Source organism: Terrabacter ginsenosidimutans (assembly GCF_039539425.1).
Classification (GTDB): domain Bacteria; phylum Actinomycetota; class Actinomycetes; order Actinomycetales; family Dermatophilaceae; genus Terrabacter; species Terrabacter ginsenosidimutans.
In genome coordinates, this window is the sequence record NZ_BAABDC010000001.1 from 215,150 (window position 1) to 239,429 (window position 24,280).

The window sequence follows — 24,280 nt, forward strand, 5'->3', positions numbered from 1 at the left end:
GATGCTCAGCCCTGCGCTGCCGCGGCCGACGCGGACGTCTTCGTGGCCGAGGCCGCGGCGACGAGCTCGTCGAGCCGCTCGTAGCCCTCGGCCATCCCCTTCTCCATGCCGCTCTCGACCATCATGTCGCGCCCCTCGACGGTGCGGCCGATGCTGCGGCCCTCGAGCCGGCAGCGGCCGTCGCCGAGGTCGACGAAGCGCATGAACTCGATGGCCACCTCGTCCGGTGCGCCCTCGAACTCGAAGGTCTGGATGGCGAGGTCGTTGTCGCGGACGGTGTGGAAGGTGCCGTGGAAGCCGTAGACGTTGTCGCCGTCGCGATGGGTGTAGCGGTAGCCGCCGCCGGACGTGAAGTCCCAGCGTTCGATCTGCATCTCGTAGCCCCGCGGCCCGAGCCACTGCCGGACGAGCTCGGGGTCGCGGTGGGCGTTGAAGACGGCCTCGACCGGTGCGTCGAACTCGCGCGTGAAGTCGATCCACGGCACGCCGGCGGGGATGTCGAGGGTGAGTGGGTTGGTCATGACTGCTGCTCCTTGTCCGTGCTGATCTGTGTGGTTGCCCCGGCGGTCCCGGGGGTGGTGGTGCGTTGGAGGACCGCGTCGAGCGACCGAAAACGCTGCTCGGCGGCGAGCCGGTAGCGGTCGATCCAGGCCGTCATGGCCTCGAGACGAGCGGCCTCGAGGTGGACCGGGCGGCGCTGCGCGTCTCGGCTCCGGCTCACGAGCCCGGCCAGCTCGAGCACCTGGATGTGCTTGCTGACAGCCTGTTTGCTGATCTCGAACGGTTCGGCGAGCTCGTTGACGGTGGCGGCGCCCCGGCTGAGGCGGGCGATGATGGCGCGCCGGACGGGGTCGGCCAGGGCCGCGAAGGCGCGGTCGAGGTCGGCATCCGAGACGGGCGAGAGAATCATGGTCAACGAACTCCTTGATCAACTGATTGGTTGATTACACGTCGCGACGACGGGATCTGTCAACCCCTCCCCGAGAACATCTGGCAGTCGGTCCAGAACAGCACCCCCTGAACCCGCAGATGCGGAGGTAGAGTCGCCTTCATGCCGCATCTGCGCATCACCGAGGCTGCCGCCCTGCTCGGCGTCTCCGACGACACCGTCCGCCGCATGGTCGACTCCGGACGACTCGACGGCGCCACCGACGACGCCGGGCGCCGCACCGTCGACGGCGCCCAGCTCGCCGCCGTGGCCCAGGAGCTCGCCCACCCGGCTGCTGTCGGCACCATCGGAGCGGCGTCCGCCCGCAACCGGATGCGCGGGATCGTCACGGCCATCACCCGGGACACCGTCATGGCCAAGGTGGAGCTGCAGTGCGGTCCCTTCCGCATCGTCTCGCTCCTGTCGAGCGAGTCCGTCGACGACCTCGGGCTCGAGGTCGGCTCCGTCGCCGTCGCCAGCGTCAAGTCGACGCACGTCGTCGTGGAGGTCCCGGCATGAACGCCGGACTCCGTCACCGACGCGCCCAGCGGCTCGTCCCGGCCGTCGCGACCGGGGCGCTGGCCGCGCTCCTGGCCGCGCTCCTGGCCGCGCTCCTGGCAGCGTGCGGGACCGCGACCCCCTCCGCCGGCACCGGGGCGACCTCCCTCCGCGGCACCGTGACGGTGCTGGCTGCCGCGTCGCTCACCGAGTCGTTCGACCAGCTGAAGAAGGACTTCGAGGCGGCCAACCCCGGGGTCACCGTCGAGACCTCCTACGGCTCGAGCGCGACGCTCGTGCAGCAGGTCGACAACGGGGCACCCGCCTCGGTCATCGCCCTGGCCGGCACGTCCGCGGCCGAGCCGCTCGACAGGCGCCTGGTCAAGGACACGAAGACGTTCGCGACCAACGACCTCGAGATCGCCGTCCCTCCCGCCAACCCCGGCGCGGTCACGTCGATCGACGACCTCGCCAAGCCGAGCGTCAAGGTCGTCGTCTGCGCCGACACCGTGCCGTGCGGCAAGGCGGCGCAGGCCACCTTCTCGAAGGCGCGCATCGTGCCCAACGTCGTGAGCAAGGAGGTCGACGTCAAGGCGACGCTCGCCAAGGTCAAGCTCGCCGAGGCCGACGCCGCAGTGGTCTATCACTCCGACGTCGTCGCCGCGAAGGGCTCCGTCACGGGCGTCGAGATCCCCTCCCGGCTCAACACGAGCCTCTCCTACCCGGTCATCACGCTGTCCGACGACGCCGCCAGCCGGGCCTTCGTCGCCTACCTGCTGAGCGCCAAGGGGCTCGCCACCGTGCAGTCCTTCGGCTTCGGCGCGCCCTGAGTGCCGCTCGCCCGGCCACCGGAAGGACGACGTGAGATGAGGTATGCCGGCAGGTGGCGTTCCCGGGTCGCCCTCGGCGTCCCGGCAGCGCTGGCGCTCCTGCTCCTCGTCGTCCCCCTCGTGGCGCTGCTCCTGCGTGCCGACTGGGCCCGCATCCCGGCTGACCTCGCGACGCCGACCGTGCTTCCGGCGCTACGGCTCTCGCTGACGACGACCTCCGTCACAGCCGCCCTCTGCCTGCTGCTCGGCACTCCCCTGGCCTGGTTCCTCGCCCGCTCCGACCACCGGGCGACGAGCTGGGTGCGCGCCCTGCTGACCGTGCCGCTCGTGCTGCCACCGGTCGTCGGCGGCGTCGCCCTGCTCATGACCTGGGGACGCAACGGGGTGGTCGGTCAGCACCTGACGCCCTTCGGCATCCAGATCCCTTTCACCAGCGTGGCCGTCGTGCTCGCCGAGACCTTCGTCGCGATGCCCTACTACGTGCTCGCCGTCGAAGGGGCGATGCGTGGTCTCGACCCCCGGCTCGAGTCGGTGGCGCGGACGCTCGGCGCCACCGACCTGCGCTACCTGCGCACCGTCGGCATCCCCCTCGTGCTTCCCGGGATCGCGAGCGGCCTCGCCCTCGCGTGGGCGCGCGCGCTGGGTGAGTTCGGCGCGACGATCACCTTCGCCGGCAACTTCCCCGGCCGCACCCAGACCCTGCCGCTGCTGGTCTACGTCGAGCTCGAGCGCGACCCGCAGGTCGCGATCTCGATCAGCATCATGCTGCTCGCCGTCAGCGTGCTCGTGCTCGGCGTGCTCCGTGGCCGGTGGTTGCGATGAGCTCGCCGACCAGAGGCGACAAGGCACTCGACGCGCGAATCCGCCTGTCCCGCGGCGCGACCGAGGTCGACGTCTCGCTCACAGCCGAGCCCGGGCAGGTGATCGGCGTCCTCGGTCCCAACGGCGGCGGCAAGACCACGTCGGTGCTCGCGCTCGCCGGGGTGCTTCCCCTCACCGAGGGACACGTCCGCGTCGGGGGCGCCGTCTGGGACGACGGGCGGCGCCGGCTCGCGCCCGAGCAGCGCCAGGTCGGCCTCATGCTTGCCGACAGCCTGCTCTTCCCGCATCTGCGGGCCCTCGACAACGTCGCCTTCGGTCCACGCAGCCGCGGCGTGCCGCGGCACCGCGCCCGCGAACGGGCGCGCACCGAGCTCGAGCGGGTCGGCCTCGCAGACCGCGAGTCGTCGAGGCCGCGCGAGCTCTCCTCGGGCCAGCAGGCTCGGGTCGCACTCGCGCGCGCCCTCGCCACCGACCCCGCACTGCTGCTCCTCGACGAGCCCCTCGCAGCCCTCGACGCGGACACGCGCGCACGCACGCGCAGCGACCTCGCAGCCCGCCTGGCGGCATACGACGGCGTGACCGTGCTCGTCACGCACGACCCGCTCGACGCACTGACGCTCGCCGACCACCTCGTCTTCGTCGAGGACGGACAGGTGACCCAGACCGGCACCCCCGCCGAGGTGCTGAGCGAGCCGAGGAGCGCCTACGTCGGCACCGTCGTCGGGTTGAACCTGTATGCGGGACAGGGCGACTCGCACGGACACGTTCGCACTGCGGATGGCGGGCTGCTCGTCACGACGAGCCCGACCGAGGGACGCGTGTGGGCGACCGTCCCGCCGAGCGCCGTGTCGCTGCACCTGCACGTGCCGGAGGGGTCACCGCGCAACACGTGGCGGCTGCGCATCGCCTCGGTGACGATGCAGGGCCAGTCGGCCCGGGTCGGCCTCGTCGGCGACCTGCCGCTCACGGCCGAGGTGACCCTCGAGTCCGTGACGGCCCTGGGGCTGCAGGTCGGTCAGGACGTCTGGGCAGCCGTCAAGGCCACCGAGGTGCGCACCTACCTCCGCTGACGACCGTGCCCGGCGACCTCACCCCTCGTTGGACGGCTCGAGAGGACGGCCCGCGGGCCTGCCGGCAGCGCGACGGACGCGAAGGAAGGCGAGGACCGTCGGCGCCTGCACGACTGCAGCGACGACGAGCGCGACGGGAATCGAGGTCCGCGTCGCCAGAGCGCCGAGCGGTGGTCCGCCGGCGACCTGGCCGATGGCGTTGGCCTGCCCGTTCATCGACAGCACGGTGGCGCGCGTGGACCCGTCCAGGTTGCGGTTGACCCACGTCGACTCGATGGGCGCGCTGAACGCCATGGCCGCACCCCGCAGCCACACGCAGGCCAGGACGAGCCAGAGGTTGCCGAGCAGCGCGACCCCGATGACCGCGACGACCTGGAGCATCGCGGCGAGCGCGACGGGCAGGCCGGGATCCTCGTCGACGACACGACGCGGGAGCCATCGGCCGCTCGCCAGCGACGCGACGAGCGAGACGACCGTGCCGACCAGCGCGAAGACCGTGAAGGCGATCGCCTCGTCACCGCCGAAGACCGCCGGCATCTCGAAGGTGTCGAGCACCCGGACCCGCCAGAGCCGGTCGAAGACCTCGCTCGCCAGCCCGACGAGCAGGCTCACGAGGAGGAAGACGCGCACGACCTGACGGCTCCGCGCGATCCGCAGCCCCGAGACGAGCTGGTCGCGCATGTGGCCGAACGTCTCCCGGTCGCCCCGGGGCGTCGGATGGAAGTGCCGCTCGGGCATGACGGCCCAGAGCCCGACCGCCAGGACCATCAACGTCACCCCTGCGGCGATGACCGGGGCGCGCAGGCCCAGCAGGCCGAGCGCACCGGCAGCCAGCGTGCCGACGATGCTGAAGGTCAGGTCGATCTGGGTCTCCCGGGTGAAGACGGGCCCCACCGACTCCTCGCCCACCTCGTCGGTGATCCAGGCCTGCAACGCTCCCGACGTGAACGTGTAGCCGATGCCCCACACGACGTTGCCGATGACCGCGGCGGCGAAGGTCGCGACGATGCCCTCGAACGCGAAGCCCGCGCCGATGAGGAAGAAGCCGATGAGGACGGACACGCGCCGGCTGTACAGGTCTGCCACGATCCCGGTCGGGACCTCGAACAGGAAGCACGTCGCCTCGAGGACCGTGCCGACGAGCACCATCTGGAACGGGTCCAGCCCGACGACGCGGTACTGGAAGACGAGATTGAGCGTGAAACACAGGGCGAAGGCGAAGGCCGCGACCGCCGTGAGCACGTAGAAGGTGGACGTCGCGTCCGCCTCGCGCAGCGGTCGTCGCAGGAGCCTGAGCACCGTCCGACGGTAGGGCCCCCGGGCAGCCCACGTCTCCTGCTTTCCCGGGACGCGCGGCAGGCGTCGACGCGCTGCGCCGACGCCTGCCGCTGGGCCGTCCTCCCGGTCAGCCGGTGTACGCCGTGGTCGCGACGTCGATCGGCTCGGGGACCATCGCCGGCACGGAGGCGGCCGACACGATCCCCGCCGTGAGGGTGGCGGCCGCGAGCAACCGCTCCATCGCCGGCATCACGGGAGCTCGAGGAAGGCGTTGCGGAGCAGCGGCTGGTTGTTGACGAAGCCGTAGCCGGCGCAGGCGCTGGCGCTGCACGAGACCCGGGAGTCGACGCCGACGCGCATGTCGATGTGCAGGTGCGAGTCGGTGCACAGTGCGTGGTACTTCGTGCCGACGTAGCCGATGCGCTGGCCCTTGCTGACCGACTGCCCGACCGTGACGACCGGGGCAGGGCTGTCGTCCATGTGCGCGAAGTACCAGAGACGACCGAAGCCGTCCTTGACCGTCACCGTGCTGCCGACACTGTCACAGCCCGTGCTGCCGGCCCGGACGTTCTTGGTCATGACGGTGCCGCTCACGGGCGAGAGGACGGAGGTTCCGGTCGCGGCGAAGATGTCGGCGGCGTTGTAGTCGTGGTGGCAGTTGTCCTTGCTGTCCCAGCACCAGTGCGGCGTGCGGTTCTTGATGTCGGCCTGGTCGACGGCGAGCGGGAAGCGCAGCGAGGCGTCGCCGACGATCTGCGACGCGTTGTTGTTCTTGACGTTGGCGTTGAGGTCGACCTGGGCGCCGTCTGGGATCTGGTCGTAGACGCCGCCGAAGTCGCTGTTGTAGAAGACGAAGACGGGCTTGCCGGTGCGGTTCCACACCGAGGCGGTGTTGTTCTTGACGCACTGGCCCTGGCCGGACCCGCTGCTGACGAACTCGATGCAGCCAGAGCCGCTGCCGTAGTCACGCTGGGAGTTGACGAGGTCGACGCGCGACCCAGCGTTGCCGCTGTTGTAGTAGAGACAGAACTCGCCGGACTCACACACTCCGTTGCGAGCGGTGGCGCTGGCGGTGGGGGCCGTACCGACGAGCGCGGCAGCGACGCCGAGCATGGCGACGAGGCCGACTGCGAATCTCCTGAACATCGGATGTCCTTCCGGATGGCGGTGGGGTGATGTGCCCGGTACGCCCCACTGAAGCGGTGCCTCCTAACAAGCCCCTAACCCCGACTGCGTCTCACACTTTGGACGAAATGCTCGGACGTCCTAGTATCTAGCCATGCCAGCGACGAGGCTGATGCCGACCGACGAAGCAGCCGACCTGATCGAGCTGACCCGCGAGATCTGCCGCAAGGAGCTCGCCCCGAAGGTCGACGACGCCGAACGCGCCCGCACCTTCCCCGAGCAGACGTTCCGCACCCTCGGGCGGGCCGGCCTGCTGTCGCTGCCGTACGCCGAGGAGTTCGGCGGCGCCGAGCAGCCCTACGAGGTCTACCTGCAGGTCGTCGAGGAGATCGCGTCCGTCTGGATGAGCGTGGCGGTCGGGGTCAGCGTCCACGGCCTCACGGCATACCCCGTCGCGACGTTCGGCACCCGCGAGCAGCAGCAGGCCCTGCTGCCCGGGATGCTCTCCGGCGAGCAGCTCGGCGCGTACTGCCTGTCCGAGCCCCTCGCCGGCTCCGACATCGCCTCCATGACGACGCGCGCCACGCGGACCGGCGATGGCTGGTCGCTCAAGGGCACCAAGGCCTGGATCTCGCACGCGGGCCACGCCGACTACTACACGACCTTCGCGCGCACCTCCGACGACGGCGGCAAGGGCCTCTCGACCTTCATCGTCCCGGGCGACGCCGCCGGACTGTCCTTCGCCGAGCCGGAGCGGAAGATGGGCCTGCACTGCGACCCCGTCTCGCAGGTCATGTTCGACGGCGTGCCCGTCGACGGTGCGCGACTCATTGGTCGCGAGGGCGACGGCATGAAGATGGCACTCTCTGCCCTCGATGCCGGTCGACTCGGGATCGCCGCTGCCGCAACCGGACTCGCGCAGGCCGCCCTCGACGCAGCGGCCGACTACGCGAACGAGCGCCAGCAGTTCGGCCGGCGCATCGCCGACTTCCAGGGCCTGGCCTTCCTCCTCGCGGACATGGAGGCCGCCGTCACCTCCGCGCGGGCCACCTACCTGCACGCAGCCCGGCTCAAGGACGCCGGCCGCGGTTTCGGCAAGGAGGCGGCGGTCGCCAAGCTCGTCGCCACGGATGCCGCCATGAAGGTGACGACCGACGCCGTCCAGGTGCTCGGCGGCGCCGGCTACACCGAGGACTTCCCGCTCGAGCGCTACATGCGCGAGGCGAAGGTGACCCAGATCTTCGAGGGCACCAACCAGATCCAGCGCCTCGTCATCTCGCGTCAGCTCCTCGCCCGCTGACCCGGTACCCCTGACCCCGTCGACGCCCGAAAGGCCTGTCATGCAGCTGAACTCGTCCACCGTCGCCGTCGTCACCGGAGGTGGCTCCGGCCTCGGCGGAGCCACTGCACGTCGCCTCGTCGCCGACGGCGCGACCGTCGTCATCGTCGACCTCGAGTCCTCGACCGCCCCGGCACTCGTCGAGGAGCTCAACGCCCAGCGCGAGGGCAGTGCCGTCTTCGTCGCCGCCGACGTGCGCGACGAGACCCAGGTGCAGGCCGCGATCGAGCGGGCCACGCAGCTGGGCGAGCTGCGCATCGCCGTCAACTGCGCCGGCGTCGCGACCCCCGGCCGCGTCATCGGGCGCGGCGGCCCGCTCTCGCTCGACACGTTCAAGACGGTCATCGACATCAACCTCGTCGGCTCGTTCAACGTCCTGCGCCTCGCCGCAGCGGCGATGCTCGGCAACGAACCCGTCGACGGCGACCGCGGTGTCATCGTCAACACCGCGAGCATCGCCGCGTTCGACGGCCAGATCGGCCAGGCCGCCTACGCTGCGAGCAAGGGCGGCATCGTCGGCCTCACGCTGTCGGCCGCCCGCGACCTCGCGGACAAGGCGATCCGCGTCATGACCATCGCCCCCGGCACCTTCGAGACGCCGATGCTCGCGGGCCTGCCGGGCGAGGTCAAGGAGCTCCTCGAGAAGCAGGTGCCGCACCCGTCGCGCCTCGGCCGTCCCGAGGAGTACGCCAACCTCGTGCGCCACATCGTCGACAACCCGATGCTCAACGGCGAGGTCATCCGTCTCGACGGCGCCCTCCGCATGCCGCCTCGCTGAGCTCGGCGGCCGCCTGGTCGATACCTGTGACAATGGCGGGGTGAACGAGCCCGGCGGTGACCTCGTGATCGCGCCCGGTCCCGGTGTGCGGCGCGGCCTCGTCATCCCCGCGCCCGAGCTCGTCGAGCGCTTCAGCCGGTCGTCCGGCCCGGGCGGTCAGGGTGTCAACACGACGGACAGCCGGGTCGAGCTCGTCTTCGACGTCGAGGCCTCGGCGGCGCTGACGCCGACCCAGCGCGAGCGTCTCACCGCCGCACTGGCTGGACGGCTCATGGGCGGCCGGATCACGATCGTGAGCTCCGAACGGCGGTCCCAGCTGCGCAACCGTGCCGCGGCGAGGGAGCGGCTCGCGGTCCTGCTGCGCGAGGGCCTCGCTCCTCCGCCGCCGGCCCGGCGCGCGACGAGGCCGACGCTCGGCTCGAAGCGGCGCCGCATCGAGGGCAAGAAGCGCCGGTCGCAGGTGAAGTCCGGCCGCGGTCGGATCCAACCCGACTGAGCCACACGGCATTCCGCGCCGAGCGCCGCTGCAGTCCTCGGTCAGGCGTGCGGCGGCGCCAGCACCGTCGTGTCGACGACGGCGTCAACGTCGATCGGTCCGTAGACGTGCGGGAACGCCTCGCCGGTCTCCGGGTCGCCGACCTCGTGGACGACGCGCGACGAGAGCCGCGTCTCGTCGATGTGGAGCAGGACGAGCGGCTCGGTGACGTCGGCGTAGAAGCGCGCCCGGACGACCGGCCACTGCTGCTCCGACGAGGCGTGCACGAAACCCTCCTCCGCGAGCGAGCGCCCGCGGGTCGATCGGGTGTAGGTGCCGTCCCGGAGCGCCTGCTCCCACTGGGCCTGCTCGGCGAGGTGGTAGATCATGGCGAGCGACGCTACCAAGCCCGCAGCGCCGTCGGTGAGGTGCGTCTCAGGTCCCACCTGCCGCCCCCACGGAGAGGGACGCTGGAGGTGTGGACCGTTGCGGACCAGCCGTTTCCGGCCGCACCCACCTGCTGGGAGGGCGAGGGAGCATGACGAGGACGCAGGAGCCGCGGGACGACGCCGAGCTGCGCTACCCACCGAGTGTCCTGAACCTGCGCGGGCACGACCTCTCCTTCGTCGACACCGGCGAGGGCTCGGCCATCCTCTTCATCCACGGCCTGCTCGGCTCGCACGAGAACTGGACGCACCTCGTCGACCGCCTCGACACCGACCACCGCGTCGTCATCCCCGACCTCTTCGGCCACGGCGCCTCCGCGAAGCCCGTCGGCGACTACTCCCTCGGCTCTCACGCCGCGGTCCTGCGCGACCTCATCGACCGGCTCGGCATCGACCGCGTCACCCTCGTCGGCCACTCCCTGGGTGGTGGCATCGCCATGCAGTTCTGCTACCTGTTCCCCGAGCGCGTCGAGGCCCTCGTCCTCGTCTCGACGGGAGGGCTGGGTCGCACGGTCAGTCCGCTGCTGCGCTCGGCGACGCTGCCCGGCGCCGAGCTCGTGCTGCCGGTCATCGCGTCGAGCTGGGTGCGCGAGCGCGTCGAGACCGTGGGACGGGCGGTCCGCGGGCTGGGCTGGAGACCGAGCGCCGACGCGTCGGCGGCGTGGAAGGGCTTCACGTCCCTCTCCGACGCCGAGAGCCGCCGCGCCTTCCTCGCCACGACCCGCGGGGTCATCGACCCGGGCGGACAGACGGTCAACGCGCTCGGCCACCTGGCCGCGGGCGAGCACATCCGCACCCTCGTCATCTGGGGCACCCGGGACCGGATGATCCCGGTCGGCCACGCCGAGCGGGCCCACGAGATCTTCCCGGGGGCCAAGGTCGTGCTCTTCGAGGGCGCCGGCCACTTCCCGCACCTCGAACAGCCGGACCGCTTCGCGAGCGTCCTCGAGGCCTTCGTCCACGAGTGACATGAACCCTCCAGCCCCCGACCGCCGTATGCCGTGTGGCCACGTCGGGCGGCTACCCGCGGCCCCCTGCGCGGCGCAGCGCGACAGGGTCCAGCACGACGACGCGTCCGCGGTCGAGTGCGACCACGCCGGTCGACTCGAGACGACGAAGCACCCGGTTCGCCGTCGGCCGGGTCACGCCGGCGAGCTCGGCGAGCGCGGTCTGGTTCAGCTCCACGGCCACCGGCGAGCGCTCCTGCGCGCCGGTGGAGTAGACGCCGCACAGCGAGACCAGGCTCCGCACGACGCGCAGCTCCGCCGGGGTGTGCAGGGCCTCCATGAGCGCCTCGGTGAGGCGGTTGACCCGCGCCGCCAGCAGACGGACGAGGAGGCGGCTGACCTCGGGGTGCCGCGCGCAGAGCCGCTCGAAGTCCGCGTAGCGCAGCGCCAGCGTCACGGTCGGCTCGACTGCCTCGATCGTCGCCGTCCGGCGGCCCCTGCGCACGATCATGGCGAGCTCTCCGAAGGCCTGCCCGGGCCCCATCACCGCGTAGGCGAGCCGGTCGCCGTGCTCGGAGGAGCGCTGGGCCACGACCCGTCCCTCGACGACGAAGTGGACGGAGTCCGCGGCGTCCCCTTCATGGAAGACGACCTCGCCGGCGGCGTACGTGTGCCGGTGCATGCTCGCCAGCACCTCCCGGCGCTCGTCGTCAGCGAGGTCGGAGAGCAGTCCGAGGCTGACGTTCACGGCACCGACCGGGCGGCTGGAGCGTGCCGGTGGACACGTCCCGGGTGTCGCCGCGGACACAGACGTGCACGCCCGGCGGCGAGATCGTCGAGCGTGAGCACATCCACGGGGCGAGGGGCAGCGAATCCCTCGACGAAGAGAGGCACTTCGATGACGACGACGGCACGACGACGAGTCCACCCGGATCTGGCACACCACCACCCGCGGGTCACCCGGACCTCCCCCGGAGGCTGGACGTGGGAGTGCGTCTGCGGCGGTGCGTCCGCCCACGCGGTCGTGGCCCGGCTGACCTGGCACCAGGCATACGTGGGCGCGCTCATCCACTCGGCCTCGATCGCCCCCTGAGCGGTCACCGCAGACCCTCGCCGAGGCGCACCCGGAGGGGTACCGGGAGCGGAACCAGCGACGCACGCGCCTCGGCGAGCAACGCCGACTCCGCCCGGTCGAACACATCCTGGGCGGAGTCTGGCGTGTCCCCGATCGCGGTCATGCCCACCCGACCGCACTCGGTGATCGAGCTCATCATGTGGAAGACGACGCCGGACTGGCGCGACTGGTCGAAGTGCAGGCCCGCCCGGGCGACGAGGTCGAAGAGGTCGTCGACCTCGAGGCCTCGCAGCGCCTCGTCCTCGAGGTGGTCGGTCGCCACGAGGTGACGCTCAGCCCCGGACGGCGTGCGGAAACGTCCCTCCTCGTGGACGTAGACGCCGTCGGTGAGGAACTGCAGGGTCAGGAACGGGTGCGTCGTGCCGCCGCGACGCAGGTTGATCTCGATGGCATGCGTCTGCCAGTCGTCTCCGTGCCGGACGACGACGAAGTCGAGGGCGAAGCGGCCGAGGACCCCTTTGTCGGCAAGGACCCTGCCGACCTTCTCCGCCTCCCGCGTGATCGCCGTCGCGTAGGCCGGGTTCGCCGGGAATCGTGCGCCGAGGTAGCTCTGGCCCGTGGGTCCCCCGAGCACCTGGTCGTGCGTGGAGAGGATCTCGAGCTTCCCGAGCGGCGTCACCCGCAGCTGCACGCTGGGGCTGAGCACCTCGTCGCCGACGATGCGCTCCTCGACGATCCCGCCTCGCTCCTCGAGGCTGCGCAGGTAGACGTCGATGCCGATGCGCTCGTCCTCGAGCTGCATCGCCCGCACCCGCTCGGCGACGAGCGCGCGCACGCCGCTCTCGTCGCCCGAGATGCCCTGTCCCGTGGGAAGGTCCGCGAGGTCGACGAGTGCGTTCCCCGAGCCGGAGACCCCTTCGTCGAGCTTGACCATGGCCCACCGCGCCGCGGGGCGGGCCGCACGCAGCTCGAGCAGGGCATCGACGACGTCGTCGACGGTGTGGACGTCCTCGGCACCGAAGGGGTGGTCGACGCCGGCCTCGGCGAAGACGCGGCGGCAGCCGGTCTTGGTGCCCAACGGGTAGAGCCGCGGGTCGGGGGCATACATGGGGATCCCGAGCAGGAGTGAGAGGTCACGCTCGCGCGTGGTGCTGTTGTAGGGCACCAGGTGCGAGCGCGCGGGGTCGGGCACCAGCGACGCGATCCGGGCCAGCAGGCGCGGGCGCTCCAGCAGCTTGTCGACGAGCGGCCTCGGCGACGAGTCACCGACGGCGACGAGGGAGAGCCGCGCGCGGGCATGGCTGGGGATGACTCCGGGCAGCAGGGAGAGGTAGTACTCGATGACGTGCTCGTGGATCGGCATCGACGTCACGTAGACCACGCGAAGCCGTGGCTGGCGCAGGAGCAGCAGGAGGAAGAGAAAGCGCTCCTCCAGCGCCTGGTTCATCGCGCCCGCTGAGGGTCCGAGCCGCTCGATCGTCATCGACGGCACGACGACGACCGACTCGAGCGGGTCGCCCTGGCGGATGAGGCGCCACACGTCGGGCAGCGTGTCCTGCAGGTCCTGGAAGAGCCGGCTCCGCGCGTCCTCGTCGAGGTCGTCGAGGCCGGGTCTCGTCGCCGGGTCCGTCACGTTCATGGGTCGACCTCCTGCTGGCGGGTGCCGATCGTGCCGATCGTGCCGATCGTGCCGATGACCTCGTGGACCTCGAGGGGCCGCGAGATGCCGCGCAGCTCCATCGGGCCGAGCGAGCGCGTCTCGAACCCGTCGTCGAGGCCGGCGCGCACGCGGGGGCTGACGAGGACCTGCCGGGTCGCGGCCGCCGCGCACAGCCGCGCCGCCACGTTGGTGACGGTGCCGATGGCGGCGTAGTCCCACCGGCCCTCGAAGCCGACCCGCCCTAGCGTCGCGTAGCCCTGCGCGATGCCGACCCCGAAGCCGAGGTCGTGTCCCTGTCGGTGCCAGTGGTCGGCGAGCTCGTCTACGCGGTCGCGCATGTCCAGCGCCATCCGCACGGCCCGTTCCGGCGCGTCCGCGCACGGCGGCGGGTCGTTGAAGAAGACCATGAGCCCGTCTCCGGCGAAGTGCTCGAGCGTGCCCTCGTAGCGGAACACGAGCTCGCCGAGCGCGGCGTGGTAGTCGCGCAGCACCGACATCGTCTCCTCCGGCTCCGACGTCTCGGCGAAGGCGGTGAAGCCGCGCAGGTCGGTGAAGACCGTGGTGATGTCGCGGCGGTGGCTCTCGAGGAACGACTCGTCGCCCGACTCGACGATGAGACCGGCGATCTGCGGCGAGAGGAAGCGGCGCAACCGGCTCAGGCGCTCGAGGTCGGCGACCTGCTCGGCCACCCGGGACTCGAGCTCGGCGTTCCAGCGCTCGAGCGCGACCGTCTGCGCGACGACGGTGTCGTGGAGGCGCTTGACCCGGGCCAGGGACCGGACCCGCGCCATGAGCTCGGCCTGGTCGAAGGGCTTGGTGACGAAGTCGTCGGCGCCCACCTCGAGCGCGCGCAGCCGCTCCCGTGACCCGCTGGCGGTCACCATGACGACGGGCAGCATCGCGGTCCGGGGGTCGCCCTTGATCCGCGCACACGTCTCGTAGCCGTCCAGGCCGGGCATGAGCACGTCGAGCAGGACGACGTCGACGGCGCACTCGGCGAGGGCGTCGAGGGCGGCAGCACCTGAGGCCTCCGAGCGCACGACGAAGCCGTGCGGCTCGAGGACGGCGTGCAGGAGCTTGCGGTTCTGCTCGAGGTCGTCGACCACGAGCACCCGCACGCCCCCGGGGGGCAGGGTCGCGAGCTCCTCGGCAGCGGCCGTCATGGCCGCCCACCGTCGTCTCGTCGGGGCAGGTGGCGACGCACCTGTGCCGGGAACTCACGGACGCTGATCGGCTTCTCGAGGTAGCCGGCGAAGCCGGAGTCGAGCGCTCGCTCGCGGTCACGCTGCATCGCGAAGGCGGTGAGCGCGACGACGGGGATGTGCGCGGTCGCCTCGGTGCCACGGAGCAGCTCGAGGGCGGCGAACCCGTCGATCCCCGGGAGCTGGAGGTCCATGAGGATGACGTCGGGCAACGTCGTCCGGGCCTGCTCGACCCCCTCCTCACCGGTGGCGGCGACGACGACGGCGAACCCGGCATACTCCAGCACGTCACGGGCGAGCTTGAGGTTGCGCGGGTTGTCCTCGACGAGGAGCACCACCGGTGGCCGGCTCATGGCCCCTCCTCCGGTGCCGGATGGGCAGCCGCGACGGCTGCGAGCCGGCGCGCTAGACCCGGCAGGTCGATGCCCGCCTTCTCGGCGACGAAGGCGATGCGGCCCTCCAGCCGCGAACGGTCCTGTGCCGTGAGGGACTTGGCCGTGAGCACGACGATGGGCGGACCGTCGGTGTCGCGGTCCGGCCGCAGCTCGTCGATGACGGCGAAGCCGTCGACCTGGGGCATGAGCAGGTCCATGACGACGACGGACGGCGCGACCGCCCGCACGAGGTCGGCCGCCCGCTGGCCGCCCGCGCAGGTGTGGACCTCCCAGCCGAGCGGCTCGAGGGTGCTGCGCACGAGCTTGAGGGCGAGAGGGTCGTCGTCGACGACGACGACGCTGAGCCCGGCGCCCGCCTCGGACGCCCGGGTCGGGGACAGCAGCCGGGTCACGGCGGCCAGGAGATGGTCGCCGCTGACCGGCTTGACGAGGTACTCCGTGGCCCCGAGCGCGAAGCCTCGACCGCGCTCCGGCTCGACGCTGACGACGACCACCGGCACGGCGGCCGTGGCCGGGTCGCTCTTGAGGGCCGTCAGCACCTCCCAGCCGTTCATCCCGGGCAGGTGGATGTCGAGGATGACGGCGAAGGGCGACTGCGTCCTCACGAGGTCGAGCCCGAGCTCGCCCGTCGGGGCGCCGACGGCACGCAGCCCGGCCGCCCTCAGGTGCAGTCCGACGAGCTCCGCGGAGCGCGGGTCGTCCTCGATGACGACGACCGTCGGGCCGCCCACGAGCTCCTCGTCGTCCACCCACACGCCGGCCTCGGGGGTCGGCGGGGCGCTCGGCTGCGGGATCGAGAGCCCGAAGGTGCTGCCCTCCCCGGGCCTGCTCGTGACCCAGAGGCGACCGCCGTGCAGCTCGACGATGCGGCGGCTGAGAGTGAGGCCGAGGCCCGTGCCCTCGCTCGACGACGCCGACCGCTCGCCCTGCTGGAAGGAGTCGAAGATCCGGTCCTGGTCGGCCGGGTCGATGCCGATGCCCGTGTCCGTGACGGTGACGGCGACCTCCTCACGGTCGCGCCACGCGCGCACGTCGACGCTGCCCCCGTCGGGCGTGAACTTGACGGCGTTGCTCAGCAGGTTGAGCAGCACCTGCTTGAGCCGCAGCTCGTCTGCGGTCACGGTCCCGAGCCCGCCGTCCATGTCGAGCGTCAGGCGTATGCCGTGCAGCGCGGCCCGCTCACGGACGAGCGAGAGGGCCTGCACCACGACGTCGTCGATGGGGAAGGTCGTGAGGTCGAGCTCCATCCTGCCGGCCTCGATCTTGGACAGGTCGAGGATGTCGCCGAGCAGGGCGAGCAGGTGCCGGCCGGCAGCGAGGATGTCCTTGAGGTAGTCCTCCTGACGCTCGTTGAGGTCACCGAACATCCGCTCGAGGAGCACCTCGGAGAAGCCGATCACGGCGTTGAGCGGGGTGCGCAGCTCGTGCGACATGCTCGCGAGGAACTCGGACTTGTGCCGGCTGGCCTGCGCGAGCTCGACGCTCTGCCGCTCGAGCTCCTGATAGAGCCGGGCGTTCGTCAGCGCGACGGCCGACTGGCTCGCGAAGGCGGCGAGCAGCTCGCACGTCTCGGCGCTGAACGACCCCGTCGACTTGCGTCGCACGACGAGCGCACCGACGACCCGGTCGGGGCGCACGAGCGGGATGGCCACGAGGGAGCGCCAGCCCGACCCGTGCAGCACGGCGAGGTGCGGGTCGAGCGGCTCCGGCTCGGCGTCGAGGTCGGGGATCTGGAGCACCTCGCGGCTGCGGGCGGCCCGGCCCACCCACGTCCGGTCGATGTGGATCTCCGCGCCGCGCAGCGCCCCGATGACCTCCTCGCTCGTGCCGTACGCCGTGCGCACCCGGAAGAGTCCCGTCGCCTCGTCGAACTCCATGAGCGACCCGCCGTCGGTGTCCGACAGCTCGACCGCGTGGCTGACGATCGTCGTCAGCACCTCGTCCGCGACGAGCGTCGAGCTGATCGCCTCCCCCACCTCGGCGAGCGCCTCGAGCTGGTCGACCTTGCGGGCGAGCTCGGCCGAGCGGCTCTCGAGCGCCGAGTAGAGCTCGACGTGCCGGAGGGCGAGGGCCGCCTGCTCGGCGAAGGTCGACAGGAGGTCCTCGGCCGCCTCGTCGAAGGGCGCGACCTGGGTGCGCCACACGTTGAGCGCACCGACGACCTGCTCACCGACCACCATTGGCGCGCCCATCATCGTCCGGTAGCCGCCGACCCGCTGGAAGTCGGTGCGCCGGTAGTCCGGGTCGGCGAGGACGTCCTCGATCTGGTGCACCCGCCGGTCGATCGTGACCCGCCCGACCAGCGTCGCCCGGTCCCGCACGATCGGGTGCTGTGAGACGAAGTCGACGAACTCCGGCGTCAGACCGCTCGACCGCGCGAGCACGTAGGAGTCGCCGTGCACGAGGTAGATCTGCGCGACCTGCGCGCCGAGGAGGCGCCGGGCGCTGTCGACGACCGCGTCGAAGACCTCGTCACGACTGGCGGCGCCCCCGGTCGTCGAGGCCGTGAGGACCTTGAGGATGTCGCTCGTGGCCCGCAGCTGCTCCTGCGTCGTCGCCAGCCGATCGGCGAGCTCGTGGGCACCCTCGACCGTCTCGTCGCCCGCTTCTCCGAACCCGCTCATGCGAGTCCCCCATCGACCTGTGAGTCCCTGTGGTCCCCCACACGAGTGTCCTCCTGGCCGGCCTCCGGCACCACGGATTCCGCGGACTCGCGGGCCGGTGTGCGCGGCGTCTTACACCCACGAAGGGTGACGCGCCGCCCGGAGGGCCCGTCCTACGCTCGGCCCGGAGCGTCCCGGGGGAACGGGTCCGCTCGACCCTTTACGGAAGGAGTGCCATGCCCGACACCAGCAGGTCTGCCGCCGCCACCCGGATGCCCGACCTCACGCGTCGCGCCGTGGCCGAGGCGGTGGGGACGTTCGTCCTCGTCTTCTTCGCGGTCGGTTCCGTCGTCTTCGGCATCGACACCATCGGCTTCGTGGGCGTCGCCCTCGCCTTCGGCTTCGTCCTGCTCGCGCTCGCGTATGCCATCGGCCCGGTCTCCGGGTGCCACGTCAACCCCGCCGTCACCCTCGGCGTCCTCCTGCGCAGGGGGGTGACCACGACCGAGGCGGTCTACTACTGGATCGCCCAGCTCATCGGTGCCATCGTCGGCGCCGCGCTGCTCAAGCTCATGGTGTCCGGCTTCGGCGGCGCCAAGGACGTGAGCGGCGCCCTCGGCACCAACGACTGGGGCAAGAACATCTCGGCAGGCGGCACCTTCGTGCTCGAGGTCGTGCTCACGTTCCTGCTGGTCCTCGTCGTGCTCCTGGTGACCAACCGCGCCGCTGCTCCGGGCTTCGCCGGACTCGCGATCGGTCTGGTGCTCACCGTGATCCACCTCGTCGGCCTTCCGCTCGACGGCACCTCGGTCAACCCGGCCCGCTCGATCGGCCCGGCCCTGCTCTACGGCGGCGAGCCCCTCGCGCACGTGTGGATGTTCATCGTGGCGCCGCTCGTCGGTGGTGCCGTCGCCGCGTTGGCCGCGCCGTACTTCGAGACGGCCGTCTCGAAGGCCGACACCGACCCCACGGGCGCGGACGTGCCCGCATGACCGGCGTGGTGCGCTGTCGAACGTTGGGACCCGCCGACTGCTCCATGATGTGTCCATGAGCGACACCTCTCGGGGCACGGCCACGCCGACGAGACCGAAGGGACGTCGCGCCGTGCGCTGGATCGCCGCCCTCGCCGTCCTCGCGTGGCTGGCCATCGGCGGCGTCGGTGGTCCTCTCGTCGGGCGCCTCTCGGAGGTCGCGACGAACGACAACGCCAACTTCCTGCCGCCGTCGGCGGAGTCGACGTCGGTGAGCAAGCTCGTCGGGCGCACCACGGACACGCAGACGCTGCCCTACCTCGTCGTCGTCGAACGCACGAGTGGGCTGACCCCGGCCGACCTGCAGGCCGTGCAGACCTGGGTCGCCGGCATCCCGGGCCTCAAGCTCGCCGACCCGACGCGGACGGTCGGAGAGTTCCTGCAGGCGCCCCCGACCGCCGCGATCCCCAGCCAGGACAAGCAGGCCGCCCTCGTCCCCGTGGCCTTCCTCGCCGACCGGGCCGAGGTCACGATCGCCGGGGACACCGCGTTGTATGCCGTCGCGAAGGCCCTTCGCGAGTCCGCGGCCTCGTCGCTGGGATCGACGGGTCTCACGGTGCACGTGACGGGGGCGGGCGGTTTCTTCGCGGACTTCATCATCGCCTTCAGCGGCATCGACGGCATCCTGCTGCTCGTCGCCCTCGGCGTCGTCTTCGTCATCCTGCTCATCGTCTACCGCAGCCCGATCCTGCCCTTCGCCGTGCTCATCACCGCGATGTTCGGCCTGTCGCTCGCCGCGCTCGTCGTCTTCCCGCTGGCCCAGAACGGCTCCATCAGCCTCAGTGGCCAGAGCCAGGGCATCCTGTCGATCCTCGTCGTCGGGGCGGCCACGGACTACGCCCTGCTGCTCGTCGCCCGCTTCAAGGAGGAGCTGCACGACGAGGAGTCCACGTGGGCGGCGATGAAGACCGCCTGGCGGGCCTCGCTCGAGCCCATCGCGGCAAGCGCCGCCACCGTGGTGCTGGGACTGCTCTGCCTGCGCCTGTCGGACCTCGGGAGCACGAAGGGCCTCGGCCCCGTGGGCGCCCTCGGCATCGTCGGCGCCTTCGTCGCCTCACTGACGTTCCTGCCGGCCGTGCTCCTCCTCATCGGCCGCCGCATCTTCTGGCCCCAGGTCCCGCGCGTCGACCACGTCCACAGTGCAGACGCCGTCGGTACCCGGGGCATCTGGGGTCGGGTCGCCGGGGTGGTCGGGCGTCGTCCGCGGCGCACCTGGGTGGTGACGCTGCTGGCCCTCGTGGCCTGCGCTGCCTTCCTGCCCACCCTCAACGCCCGCGGCATCGCGCAGTCCGACCTGTTCCTCACCAAGGTCGACTCCGTCACCGGCCAGGAGGTGCTGGCCCGCCACTTCCCTGCCGGCTCGGGCTCCCCCGTCCAGATCGCCGCGCCCGAGGCCAAGGCCGATGCCGTCGTGCAGGTGCTCGGCGCCACCGACGGCGTGAGCAACCCGCAGGTGGGCCTGGTGCCGGGGCAGCCTCCCAAGGTCGTCGACGGGCAGGTCATCGTGCAGGGAACCCTCGACGCGGCGGCCGACAGCGTGGAGGCCGAGGACACCATCGAGACGCTGCGCGCCTCGCTCGACCGCGTCGGCAGCGACGTGCTCGTCGGTGGGACGACGGCCACCAACCTCGACGTGCGCCTCGCGAGCGAGCGCGACCTCAAGGTCATCATCCCGACGATCCTCGGCGTGATCTTCGTCGTCCTCATGCTGCTGCTGAGGTCGGTCGTCGCCCCGCTCGTGCTCGTCGCGGCCAACGTCCTGTCGTTCGCCGCGACCATGGGGGTCTCGGCGATCGCCTTCAACCACGTCTTCGGCTTCCCGGGGTCCGACCCGTCGACGCCGCTCTACGGCTTCGTCTTCCTCGTCGCGCTGGGCATCGACTACTCGATCTTCCTCATGACCCGCGTCCGGGAGGAGTCGCGCACCCGCGGCACCCGGCCCGGCATCCTCGTCGCCCTCGCCGTGACGGGTGGCGTCATCACGAGCGCGGGCATCGTTCTGGCGTCGACCTTCTCGGCCCTCGCGGTGCTGCCGATCCTCTTCCTCGTGCAGATCGCCTTCATCGTCGCCTTCGGGGTGCTCCTCGACACCCTCGTCGTCCGGAGCCTGCTCGTCCCGGCCGTCTCCTACGACCTCGGCGACCGGATCTGGTGGCCCATCGGGCTGCCCCGTGCCGGACGTCACGAGCCGGGCGCCGACGCCGTCGTGGACGTGCGGGCTCGCCTGGACGACGTCGCCGCGCGCGAGGCGGGGCCTACCCCTTGGCCGCCCGGTCCGACGGCGTGAGCCGCTCCACCTCGTCCCACTCCGGGCCCCCGAGGTGGATGGCTGCCGCAGGGAAGAGGCCGTTGTCCTCCCGGTTGATGTGCTCCCGGAGTGCGTCCTCGAAGCGCGGGTAGAGCTCTACCTCCCCGTCGGCGACGCGCGCGAGCAGGTCGTCGAGCTCGCGGTGCTCGCTGCAGAGCCGGCTGATGTGGTCGGTGAAGAGCTCGTCGCGGGCCATCACCGTGAAGAGCCCGACCTCCTCGGCCTCGACGTGGGGCAGCAGGTGCGCGGCGAGCGTCTCGGCGGCTGCGCGCCGGCGCCCCGGGTCGTCGAGTCCGTCGCGCAGGGCGCCCAGGTGGTTGATGATGTGCTCGTGCTCGGCCATGAACCGTCCGACGACCTCGAGGTCGGCACATCCGCAGTAGCTGCACATCAGCTGGTCCCTTCCGGGTGGGGTGGCATGGTGGTCCTCACGGCCGCACGACCACTGTTCCACGGGCGCCGCGCTCGGCGTCGGCCATGACGTGGTCGACGAAGGAGTAGTGGCCGGCCTCCGTGAAGACCGTCTCGACGAAGCCGCCCTGTGAGGCGCCGAGCGACAGGCTCTGGCTCCCGCCCGCAGACCCCGGGCGGAGCAGCCAGGCGCCCTCGACCCATACCGCGTCGAACTGTGCCCCGACGACGTGGAAGCTCGTCGGCCGGTTCGGTCCGGCATCGAGGACCCAGAAGCGGACTCGCTCACCGACCGTGGCGGCCAGAGGGTGGGTGTCGTACTGGTCGGCGGTGCCGTTGAAGCTGACGACGTCGGGGGTGTCCGCCCGCGCCTTGGCCGCGTCGACCTCGCTCGCGGACCCCTTGGCCGTGCCTGCTCCGAGGTAGGCCTCCGACTGCACGAGGAGGTAGGAGCGGTCGACGGCCGGCAGGTCCGGCGGCTCGATGACGACGGCACCGAAGAGCCCTGCCGAGATGTGCGCCGTCATCGGCATCGTGGCGCAGTGGTACATCCAGATGCCCGTCCTCGTCGCCGTGAAGCGGTAGGTGAGGCTGCCTCCCGGTGGGACGGTGCGCATGACGTCGTCCGGGGCCCGCGACCCGGCGTGGAAGTCGATCGAGTGGCCCATCGTGCCGTGGTTGACGAGGGTGACCTCGAAGACGTCGCCGACGCTGCCGTGCAGCGTCGGGCCGGGCGACGTCCCGTTGTAGGTCCACCGCCGCTGCCACGTCCCCGGCGCGACCTCCTGCTCGCGCTCCTCGACCGTGAGCGTCACCCGGTGCGTCCGGGTCGCCGTGAGCGGTGCCAGGACGGGGTCGTATGCCGAGAAGCCCGGGTCCATGGCCGGCTGACCCGACGGTGCTGTCCCTCCTACCATCTCGCGGGTGCCGGGCGACGTGGCCATGGCGTCGTGACGGGCCGTGGGGCCGCCCTCGGCTGTCGGCGCACCGACGACGAGAACGTGAAGGACCATGCCCATCTGACGGTGCCCGACCACGGAGCACCAGCCCTCGACCGACCGGCTGACGACGCCGGCGTCGATGCGGGCGCTGGCTCCGGGGGCGAGGCGGGGCGTGCGCAGCCCGATGTCGAGGACGAGGTCGTGCGTGGTGGTGCGGTCCAGGTTGGTCAGCTCCACGACGAGCCGGTCACCGAGCGGAACGCTGATCGTCGACGGGCTGAACCGCATCGCGTCGGCGACGACGTGGACGGTCGTCGTGTGACCCGTCGGTCTCACGTCGACCGCTGACGCCGACCCACTGTCGCTCTGGATGCCGAGGCTGCCCGCGACCGCGAGCGCCACCACCGAGAGCGCCACGGGGATCTGCGGCGAGGACCAGAACGGCTTGTCGGGCAGCGGAACTCGTGGCTGCGGCCCCGCCGCGACGCCGGCCGCCGCCTTGCGAGCCCGGACGGAGTCGCGGACGGAGAGACCGACGAGGGGCAGGAACGAGGCGACCGCGAGGCAGACCGACACCGCGGCGGCGGCGCGGGTCGGGGCAGGCAGGGGCAGCAGCCACAGGAGGATGGCCGCGTTGAGGACCACGACGCGGAACGGCGCTCCACGCTCGAACCACGCGAGCCCGGCGCGGACTGCGGACGGTCCGCCTCCGAGGACGCTCGGGACGAGGTGGCTGAGGGCGGCCAGCACGAGCTGGAGCGCGAAGCCGACCGCGAGCGCGGCTGCCACCCTGTCGTACTGCTCACCGACGGCAGCCCAGCCCGGGGACGCGATCACGAGGACGGCCACGCCGACGACGGTCACGACGAGCCACACGAGGGCCGCCGCGGCGGAGACCGTGGCGAAGCGGCGGGGCGCGCTGCGACGGGCGGGTGCGAGCAGGGCACGGCCCCACCAGAGCAGGCCCACGGCATACGCCATCAGTGCCGCCGAGGTGAGCGGGCGCGCGTCGGCGAGGGACGCAGTGACCGCGCCGGCAAGACTGACGAGGAGCAGTGGAAGCGCCTGTCGGGCAAGCGTTTCCGCGCGGTCGTCCATCCTCGTCCTCAGCATCGTCGGCCAGAGGGTCACGAGCGTCCCGGTGACGGTGAGGCCGAGCCAGCCGAGGACCATCGTCAACGAGTGGGCCACGACGAGGCGGGCGTGCCACGGGTCCGCGGGCTCTCGGGCCAGGAGCACCCCGAAGGTCGCGCCGACGGGCATGCACGCGGCGGCCGCGACGTAGTAGCGGATGGTGATGCGGAATCGTCCGGGTAGGGCGGACCTCAGCCGGCGCCAGAGCTGCACGCCGTGCCAGGTGACAGCGGTGGCGGCGCACGTGGCCCCGGCAACCGTCACGGGCCACCAACCCGCCGGCACCCCGACGACGACGAGGGCCGAGCCGAGCAGGAGCAGCGCGAGCCGGCGCCCCTGCTGACGTCGCCCGTCGAGGGTCGGCGGGGTCTTGAGCAGGGCTTGTGCGAAGTGCGTGCTCCACACCATGACCGCGTGGGTGACCGCGCCGAGCAGGACGAGGTGGACGACGAGCCAGTCCGCCGCCGGCAGACCTCGCCCCACCGCCGCGACCACGAGGGCCGCAGTCAGCCAGAGCGTGGTCGGGTGGTCGCGCAACGGCCATGCGCCACGACCGGGGAGCACTGCGGCTGTGGTGCGTTCGGCCGACGCGGCGTCGCCGGGGCGGCTCGTGCGGTCGGAGGAGGTCACGGACGTCGCGCCGGGTCGGGCGTCAGGCGCGGCGGGTGAGGCGGAGCGTCCAGGCGTCCGGCCCGGACACGACGTAGGTGACCTCGAAGGCGCCGTTCTCACGGTCGGCGATCTGGGCGAGCAGCGGCTTGGGGTCATGCGGTGCGACGAGTCGCAGGGACCCGCCGGCAGGCACGGCGGTCAGCGCACCGAGGACGGTCGCGTGACGGATGGCTTGCGGGATGGTGCGCACGTCGAGCTCCGGCTCGCCCGCGTCGCCGCACCCGCACCCGCACGTGGGCTGGCTGACGTCGGACACGGGCAGGGGGTTGGGTGTGGTCACGATGACTCCTGGGATGCGGACGGTGCGAGCAT

General features: G+C 71.8%; 24 protein-coding genes. 11 read left to right on the forward strand and 13 right to left on the reverse strand.

What is annotated here, in order from left to right; all coding sequences use genetic code 11:
* Nucleotides 1-5: 5 nt before the first annotated feature.
* Nucleotides 6-521 (reverse strand): SRPBCC family protein, encoded by a 516-nt coding sequence (locus ABD831_RS01100; RefSeq protein WP_344940290.1) that lies wholly within the window; start codon nt 519-521, stop codon nt 6-8.
* Nucleotides 518-910: an ArsR/SmtB family transcription factor gene (locus tag ABD831_RS01105; protein WP_344940293.1), complete on the reverse strand. Its 393-nt coding sequence runs from the start codon at nt 908-910 to the stop codon at nt 518-520. The genes ABD831_RS01100 and ABD831_RS01105 overlap by 4 nt, the downstream gene beginning before the upstream one ends.
* A 141-nt stretch (nt 911-1,051) precedes the next feature.
* Here ABD831_RS01105 and ABD831_RS01110 point away from each other — a divergent pair, with 141 nt between their 5' ends.
* Genes ABD831_RS01110 through ABD831_RS01125 form a run of 4 tightly spaced genes read left to right on the forward strand, consistent with a single transcriptional unit; the run spans nt 1,052 to nt 4,148 of the window.
* Entirely contained in the window at nt 1,052-1,447 is a 396-nt protein-coding gene (locus tag ABD831_RS01110) for a TOBE domain-containing protein (RefSeq protein WP_344940296.1), read from the forward strand.
* Nucleotides 1,444-2,256, forward strand: coding sequence for a molybdate ABC transporter substrate-binding protein (modA, locus tag ABD831_RS01115; protein WP_344940299.1), 813 nt, complete (start codon nt 1,444-1,446; stop codon nt 2,254-2,256). The genes ABD831_RS01110 and modA overlap by 4 nt, the downstream gene beginning before the upstream one ends.
* A gap of 36 nt (nt 2,257-2,292) precedes the next feature.
* Nucleotides 2,293-3,078 (forward strand): ABC transporter permease, encoded by a 786-nt coding sequence (locus ABD831_RS01120; protein WP_344940302.1) that lies wholly within the window; start codon nt 2,293-2,295, stop codon nt 3,076-3,078.
* On the forward strand, nt 3,075-4,148 hold the full coding sequence (locus ABD831_RS01125; protein ID WP_344940305.1) for an ABC transporter ATP-binding protein: 1,074 nt from the start codon (nt 3,075-3,077) through the stop codon (nt 4,146-4,148). The genes ABD831_RS01120 and ABD831_RS01125 overlap by 4 nt, the downstream gene beginning before the upstream one ends.
* An 18-nt stretch (nt 4,149-4,166) precedes the next feature.
* Here ABD831_RS01125 and ABD831_RS01130 read toward each other — a convergent pair whose 3' ends face one another.
* Both ABD831_RS01130 and ABD831_RS01135 read right to left on the reverse strand, forming a co-directional pair.
* Entirely contained in the window at nt 4,167-5,447 is a 1,281-nt protein-coding gene (locus ABD831_RS01130; RefSeq protein WP_344940308.1) for an MFS transporter, read from the reverse strand.
* Nucleotides 5,448-5,675: 228 nt separating this feature from the next.
* Nucleotides 5,676-6,572, reverse strand: coding sequence for a peptidoglycan DD-metalloendopeptidase family protein (locus ABD831_RS01135; RefSeq protein WP_344940311.1), 897 nt, complete (start codon nt 6,570-6,572; stop codon nt 5,676-5,678).
* A 133-nt stretch (nt 6,573-6,705) separates the two neighbouring features.
* Between ABD831_RS01135 and ABD831_RS01140 the strand changes: the two genes are divergently transcribed.
* From ABD831_RS01140 to arfB, 3 genes are read left to right on the forward strand one after another with little or no spacing between them, the layout of a single operon-like run.
* The gene (locus ABD831_RS01140; RefSeq protein WP_344940314.1) at nt 6,706-7,851 is read left to right on the forward strand and encodes an acyl-CoA dehydrogenase family protein; all 1,146 of its coding nucleotides are present in this window, start codon (nt 6,706-6,708) and stop codon (nt 7,849-7,851) included.
* Between the two features lie 40 nt (nt 7,852-7,891).
* Nucleotides 7,892-8,668, forward strand: coding sequence for an SDR family NAD(P)-dependent oxidoreductase (locus tag ABD831_RS01145; protein WP_344940317.1), 777 nt, complete (start codon nt 7,892-7,894; stop codon nt 8,666-8,668).
* Between the two features lie 40 nt (nt 8,669-8,708).
* Complete coding sequence (arfB, locus tag ABD831_RS01150; protein ID WP_344940320.1) at nt 8,709-9,164, forward strand: alternative ribosome rescue aminoacyl-tRNA hydrolase ArfB; 456 nt, start codon at nt 8,709-8,711, stop codon at nt 9,162-9,164.
* Nucleotides 9,165-9,205: 41 nt separating this feature from the next.
* Here arfB and ABD831_RS01155 read toward each other — a convergent pair whose 3' ends face one another.
* The gene (locus ABD831_RS01155) at nt 9,206-9,532 is read right to left on the reverse strand and encodes a DUF952 domain-containing protein (RefSeq protein ID WP_344940324.1); all 327 of its coding nucleotides are present in this window, start codon (nt 9,530-9,532) and stop codon (nt 9,206-9,208) included.
* A 149-nt stretch (nt 9,533-9,681) separates the two neighbouring features.
* Between ABD831_RS01155 and ABD831_RS01160 the strand changes: the two genes are divergently transcribed.
* Nucleotides 9,682-10,557 carry an alpha/beta fold hydrolase gene (locus ABD831_RS01160; RefSeq protein ID WP_344940327.1) on the forward strand — a complete coding sequence of 292 codons (876 nt, stop codon included), beginning with the start codon at nt 9,682-9,684 and terminating at the stop codon, nt 10,555-10,557.
* Nucleotides 10,558-10,609: 52 nt separating this feature from the next.
* Here the strand turns inward: ABD831_RS01160 and ABD831_RS01165 are convergent, their stop codons facing one another.
* Nucleotides 10,610-11,284 (reverse strand): Crp/Fnr family transcriptional regulator, encoded by a 675-nt coding sequence (locus ABD831_RS01165; protein WP_344940331.1) that lies wholly within the window; start codon nt 11,282-11,284, stop codon nt 10,610-10,612.
* Between the two features lie 150 nt (nt 11,285-11,434).
* On the opposite strand from ABD831_RS01165, the gene ABD831_RS01170 reads away from it, so the two are divergent.
* Complete coding sequence (locus tag ABD831_RS01170) at nt 11,435-11,629, forward strand: hypothetical protein (RefSeq protein WP_344940334.1); 195 nt, start codon at nt 11,435-11,437, stop codon at nt 11,627-11,629.
* A 4-nt stretch (nt 11,630-11,633) separates the two neighbouring features.
* Here the strand turns inward: ABD831_RS01170 and ABD831_RS01175 are convergent, their stop codons facing one another.
* From ABD831_RS01175 to ABD831_RS01190, 4 genes are read right to left on the reverse strand one after another with little or no spacing between them, the layout of a single operon-like run.
* Nucleotides 11,634-13,250, reverse strand: a complete 1,617-nt coding sequence (locus ABD831_RS01175; protein WP_344940337.1) for a peptide ligase PGM1-related protein — start codon at nt 13,248-13,250, stop codon at nt 11,634-11,636.
* Nucleotides 13,247-14,434: an adenylate/guanylate cyclase domain-containing protein gene (locus ABD831_RS01180; protein ID WP_344940340.1), complete on the reverse strand. Its 1,188-nt coding sequence runs from the start codon at nt 14,432-14,434 to the stop codon at nt 13,247-13,249. The genes ABD831_RS01175 and ABD831_RS01180 overlap by 4 nt, the downstream gene beginning before the upstream one ends.
* The gene (locus tag ABD831_RS01185; RefSeq protein WP_344940344.1) at nt 14,431-14,826 is read right to left on the reverse strand and encodes a response regulator; all 396 of its coding nucleotides are present in this window, start codon (nt 14,824-14,826) and stop codon (nt 14,431-14,433) included. The genes ABD831_RS01180 and ABD831_RS01185 overlap by 4 nt, the downstream gene beginning before the upstream one ends.
* Nucleotides 14,823-17,492 carry a GAF domain-containing protein gene (locus ABD831_RS01190; RefSeq protein WP_344940346.1) on the reverse strand — a complete coding sequence of 890 codons (2,670 nt, stop codon included), beginning with the start codon at nt 17,490-17,492 and terminating at the stop codon, nt 14,823-14,825. The genes ABD831_RS01185 and ABD831_RS01190 overlap by 4 nt, the downstream gene beginning before the upstream one ends.
* A gap of 215 nt (nt 17,493-17,707) precedes the next feature.
* Between ABD831_RS01190 and ABD831_RS01195 the strand changes: the two genes are divergently transcribed.
* Both ABD831_RS01195 and ABD831_RS01200 read left to right on the forward strand, forming a co-directional pair.
* Nucleotides 17,708-18,463: an aquaporin gene (locus tag ABD831_RS01195; protein ID WP_344940349.1), complete on the forward strand. Its 756-nt coding sequence runs from the start codon at nt 17,708-17,710 to the stop codon at nt 18,461-18,463.
* Nucleotides 18,464-18,518: 55 nt separating this feature from the next.
* Nucleotides 18,519-20,789: an MMPL family transporter gene (locus tag ABD831_RS01200; protein ID WP_344940352.1), complete on the forward strand. Its 2,271-nt coding sequence runs from the start codon at nt 18,519-18,521 to the stop codon at nt 20,787-20,789.
* On the opposite strand, the gene ABD831_RS01205 is transcribed toward ABD831_RS01200, so the two are convergent.
* Genes ABD831_RS01205 through ABD831_RS01215 form a run of 3 tightly spaced genes read right to left on the reverse strand, consistent with a single transcriptional unit; the run spans nt 20,758 to nt 24,248 of the window.
* Nucleotides 20,758-21,201, reverse strand: a complete 444-nt coding sequence (locus ABD831_RS01205; protein WP_344940355.1) for a hemerythrin domain-containing protein — start codon at nt 21,199-21,201, stop codon at nt 20,758-20,760. The two genes, ABD831_RS01200 and ABD831_RS01205, sit on opposite strands and share 32 nt — an antisense overlap.
* Before the next feature lie 37 nt (nt 21,202-21,238).
* A complete protein-coding gene (locus tag ABD831_RS01210) occupies nt 21,239-23,926 on the reverse strand; it encodes a multicopper oxidase domain-containing protein (RefSeq protein ID WP_344940358.1) in 2,688 nt (895 codons plus the stop codon).
* Between the two features lie 22 nt (nt 23,927-23,948).
* Complete coding sequence (locus tag ABD831_RS01215) at nt 23,949-24,248, reverse strand: DUF2249 domain-containing protein (RefSeq protein WP_344940360.1); 300 nt, start codon at nt 24,246-24,248, stop codon at nt 23,949-23,951.
* Between the last annotated feature and the right edge of the window lie 32 nt (nt 24,249-24,280).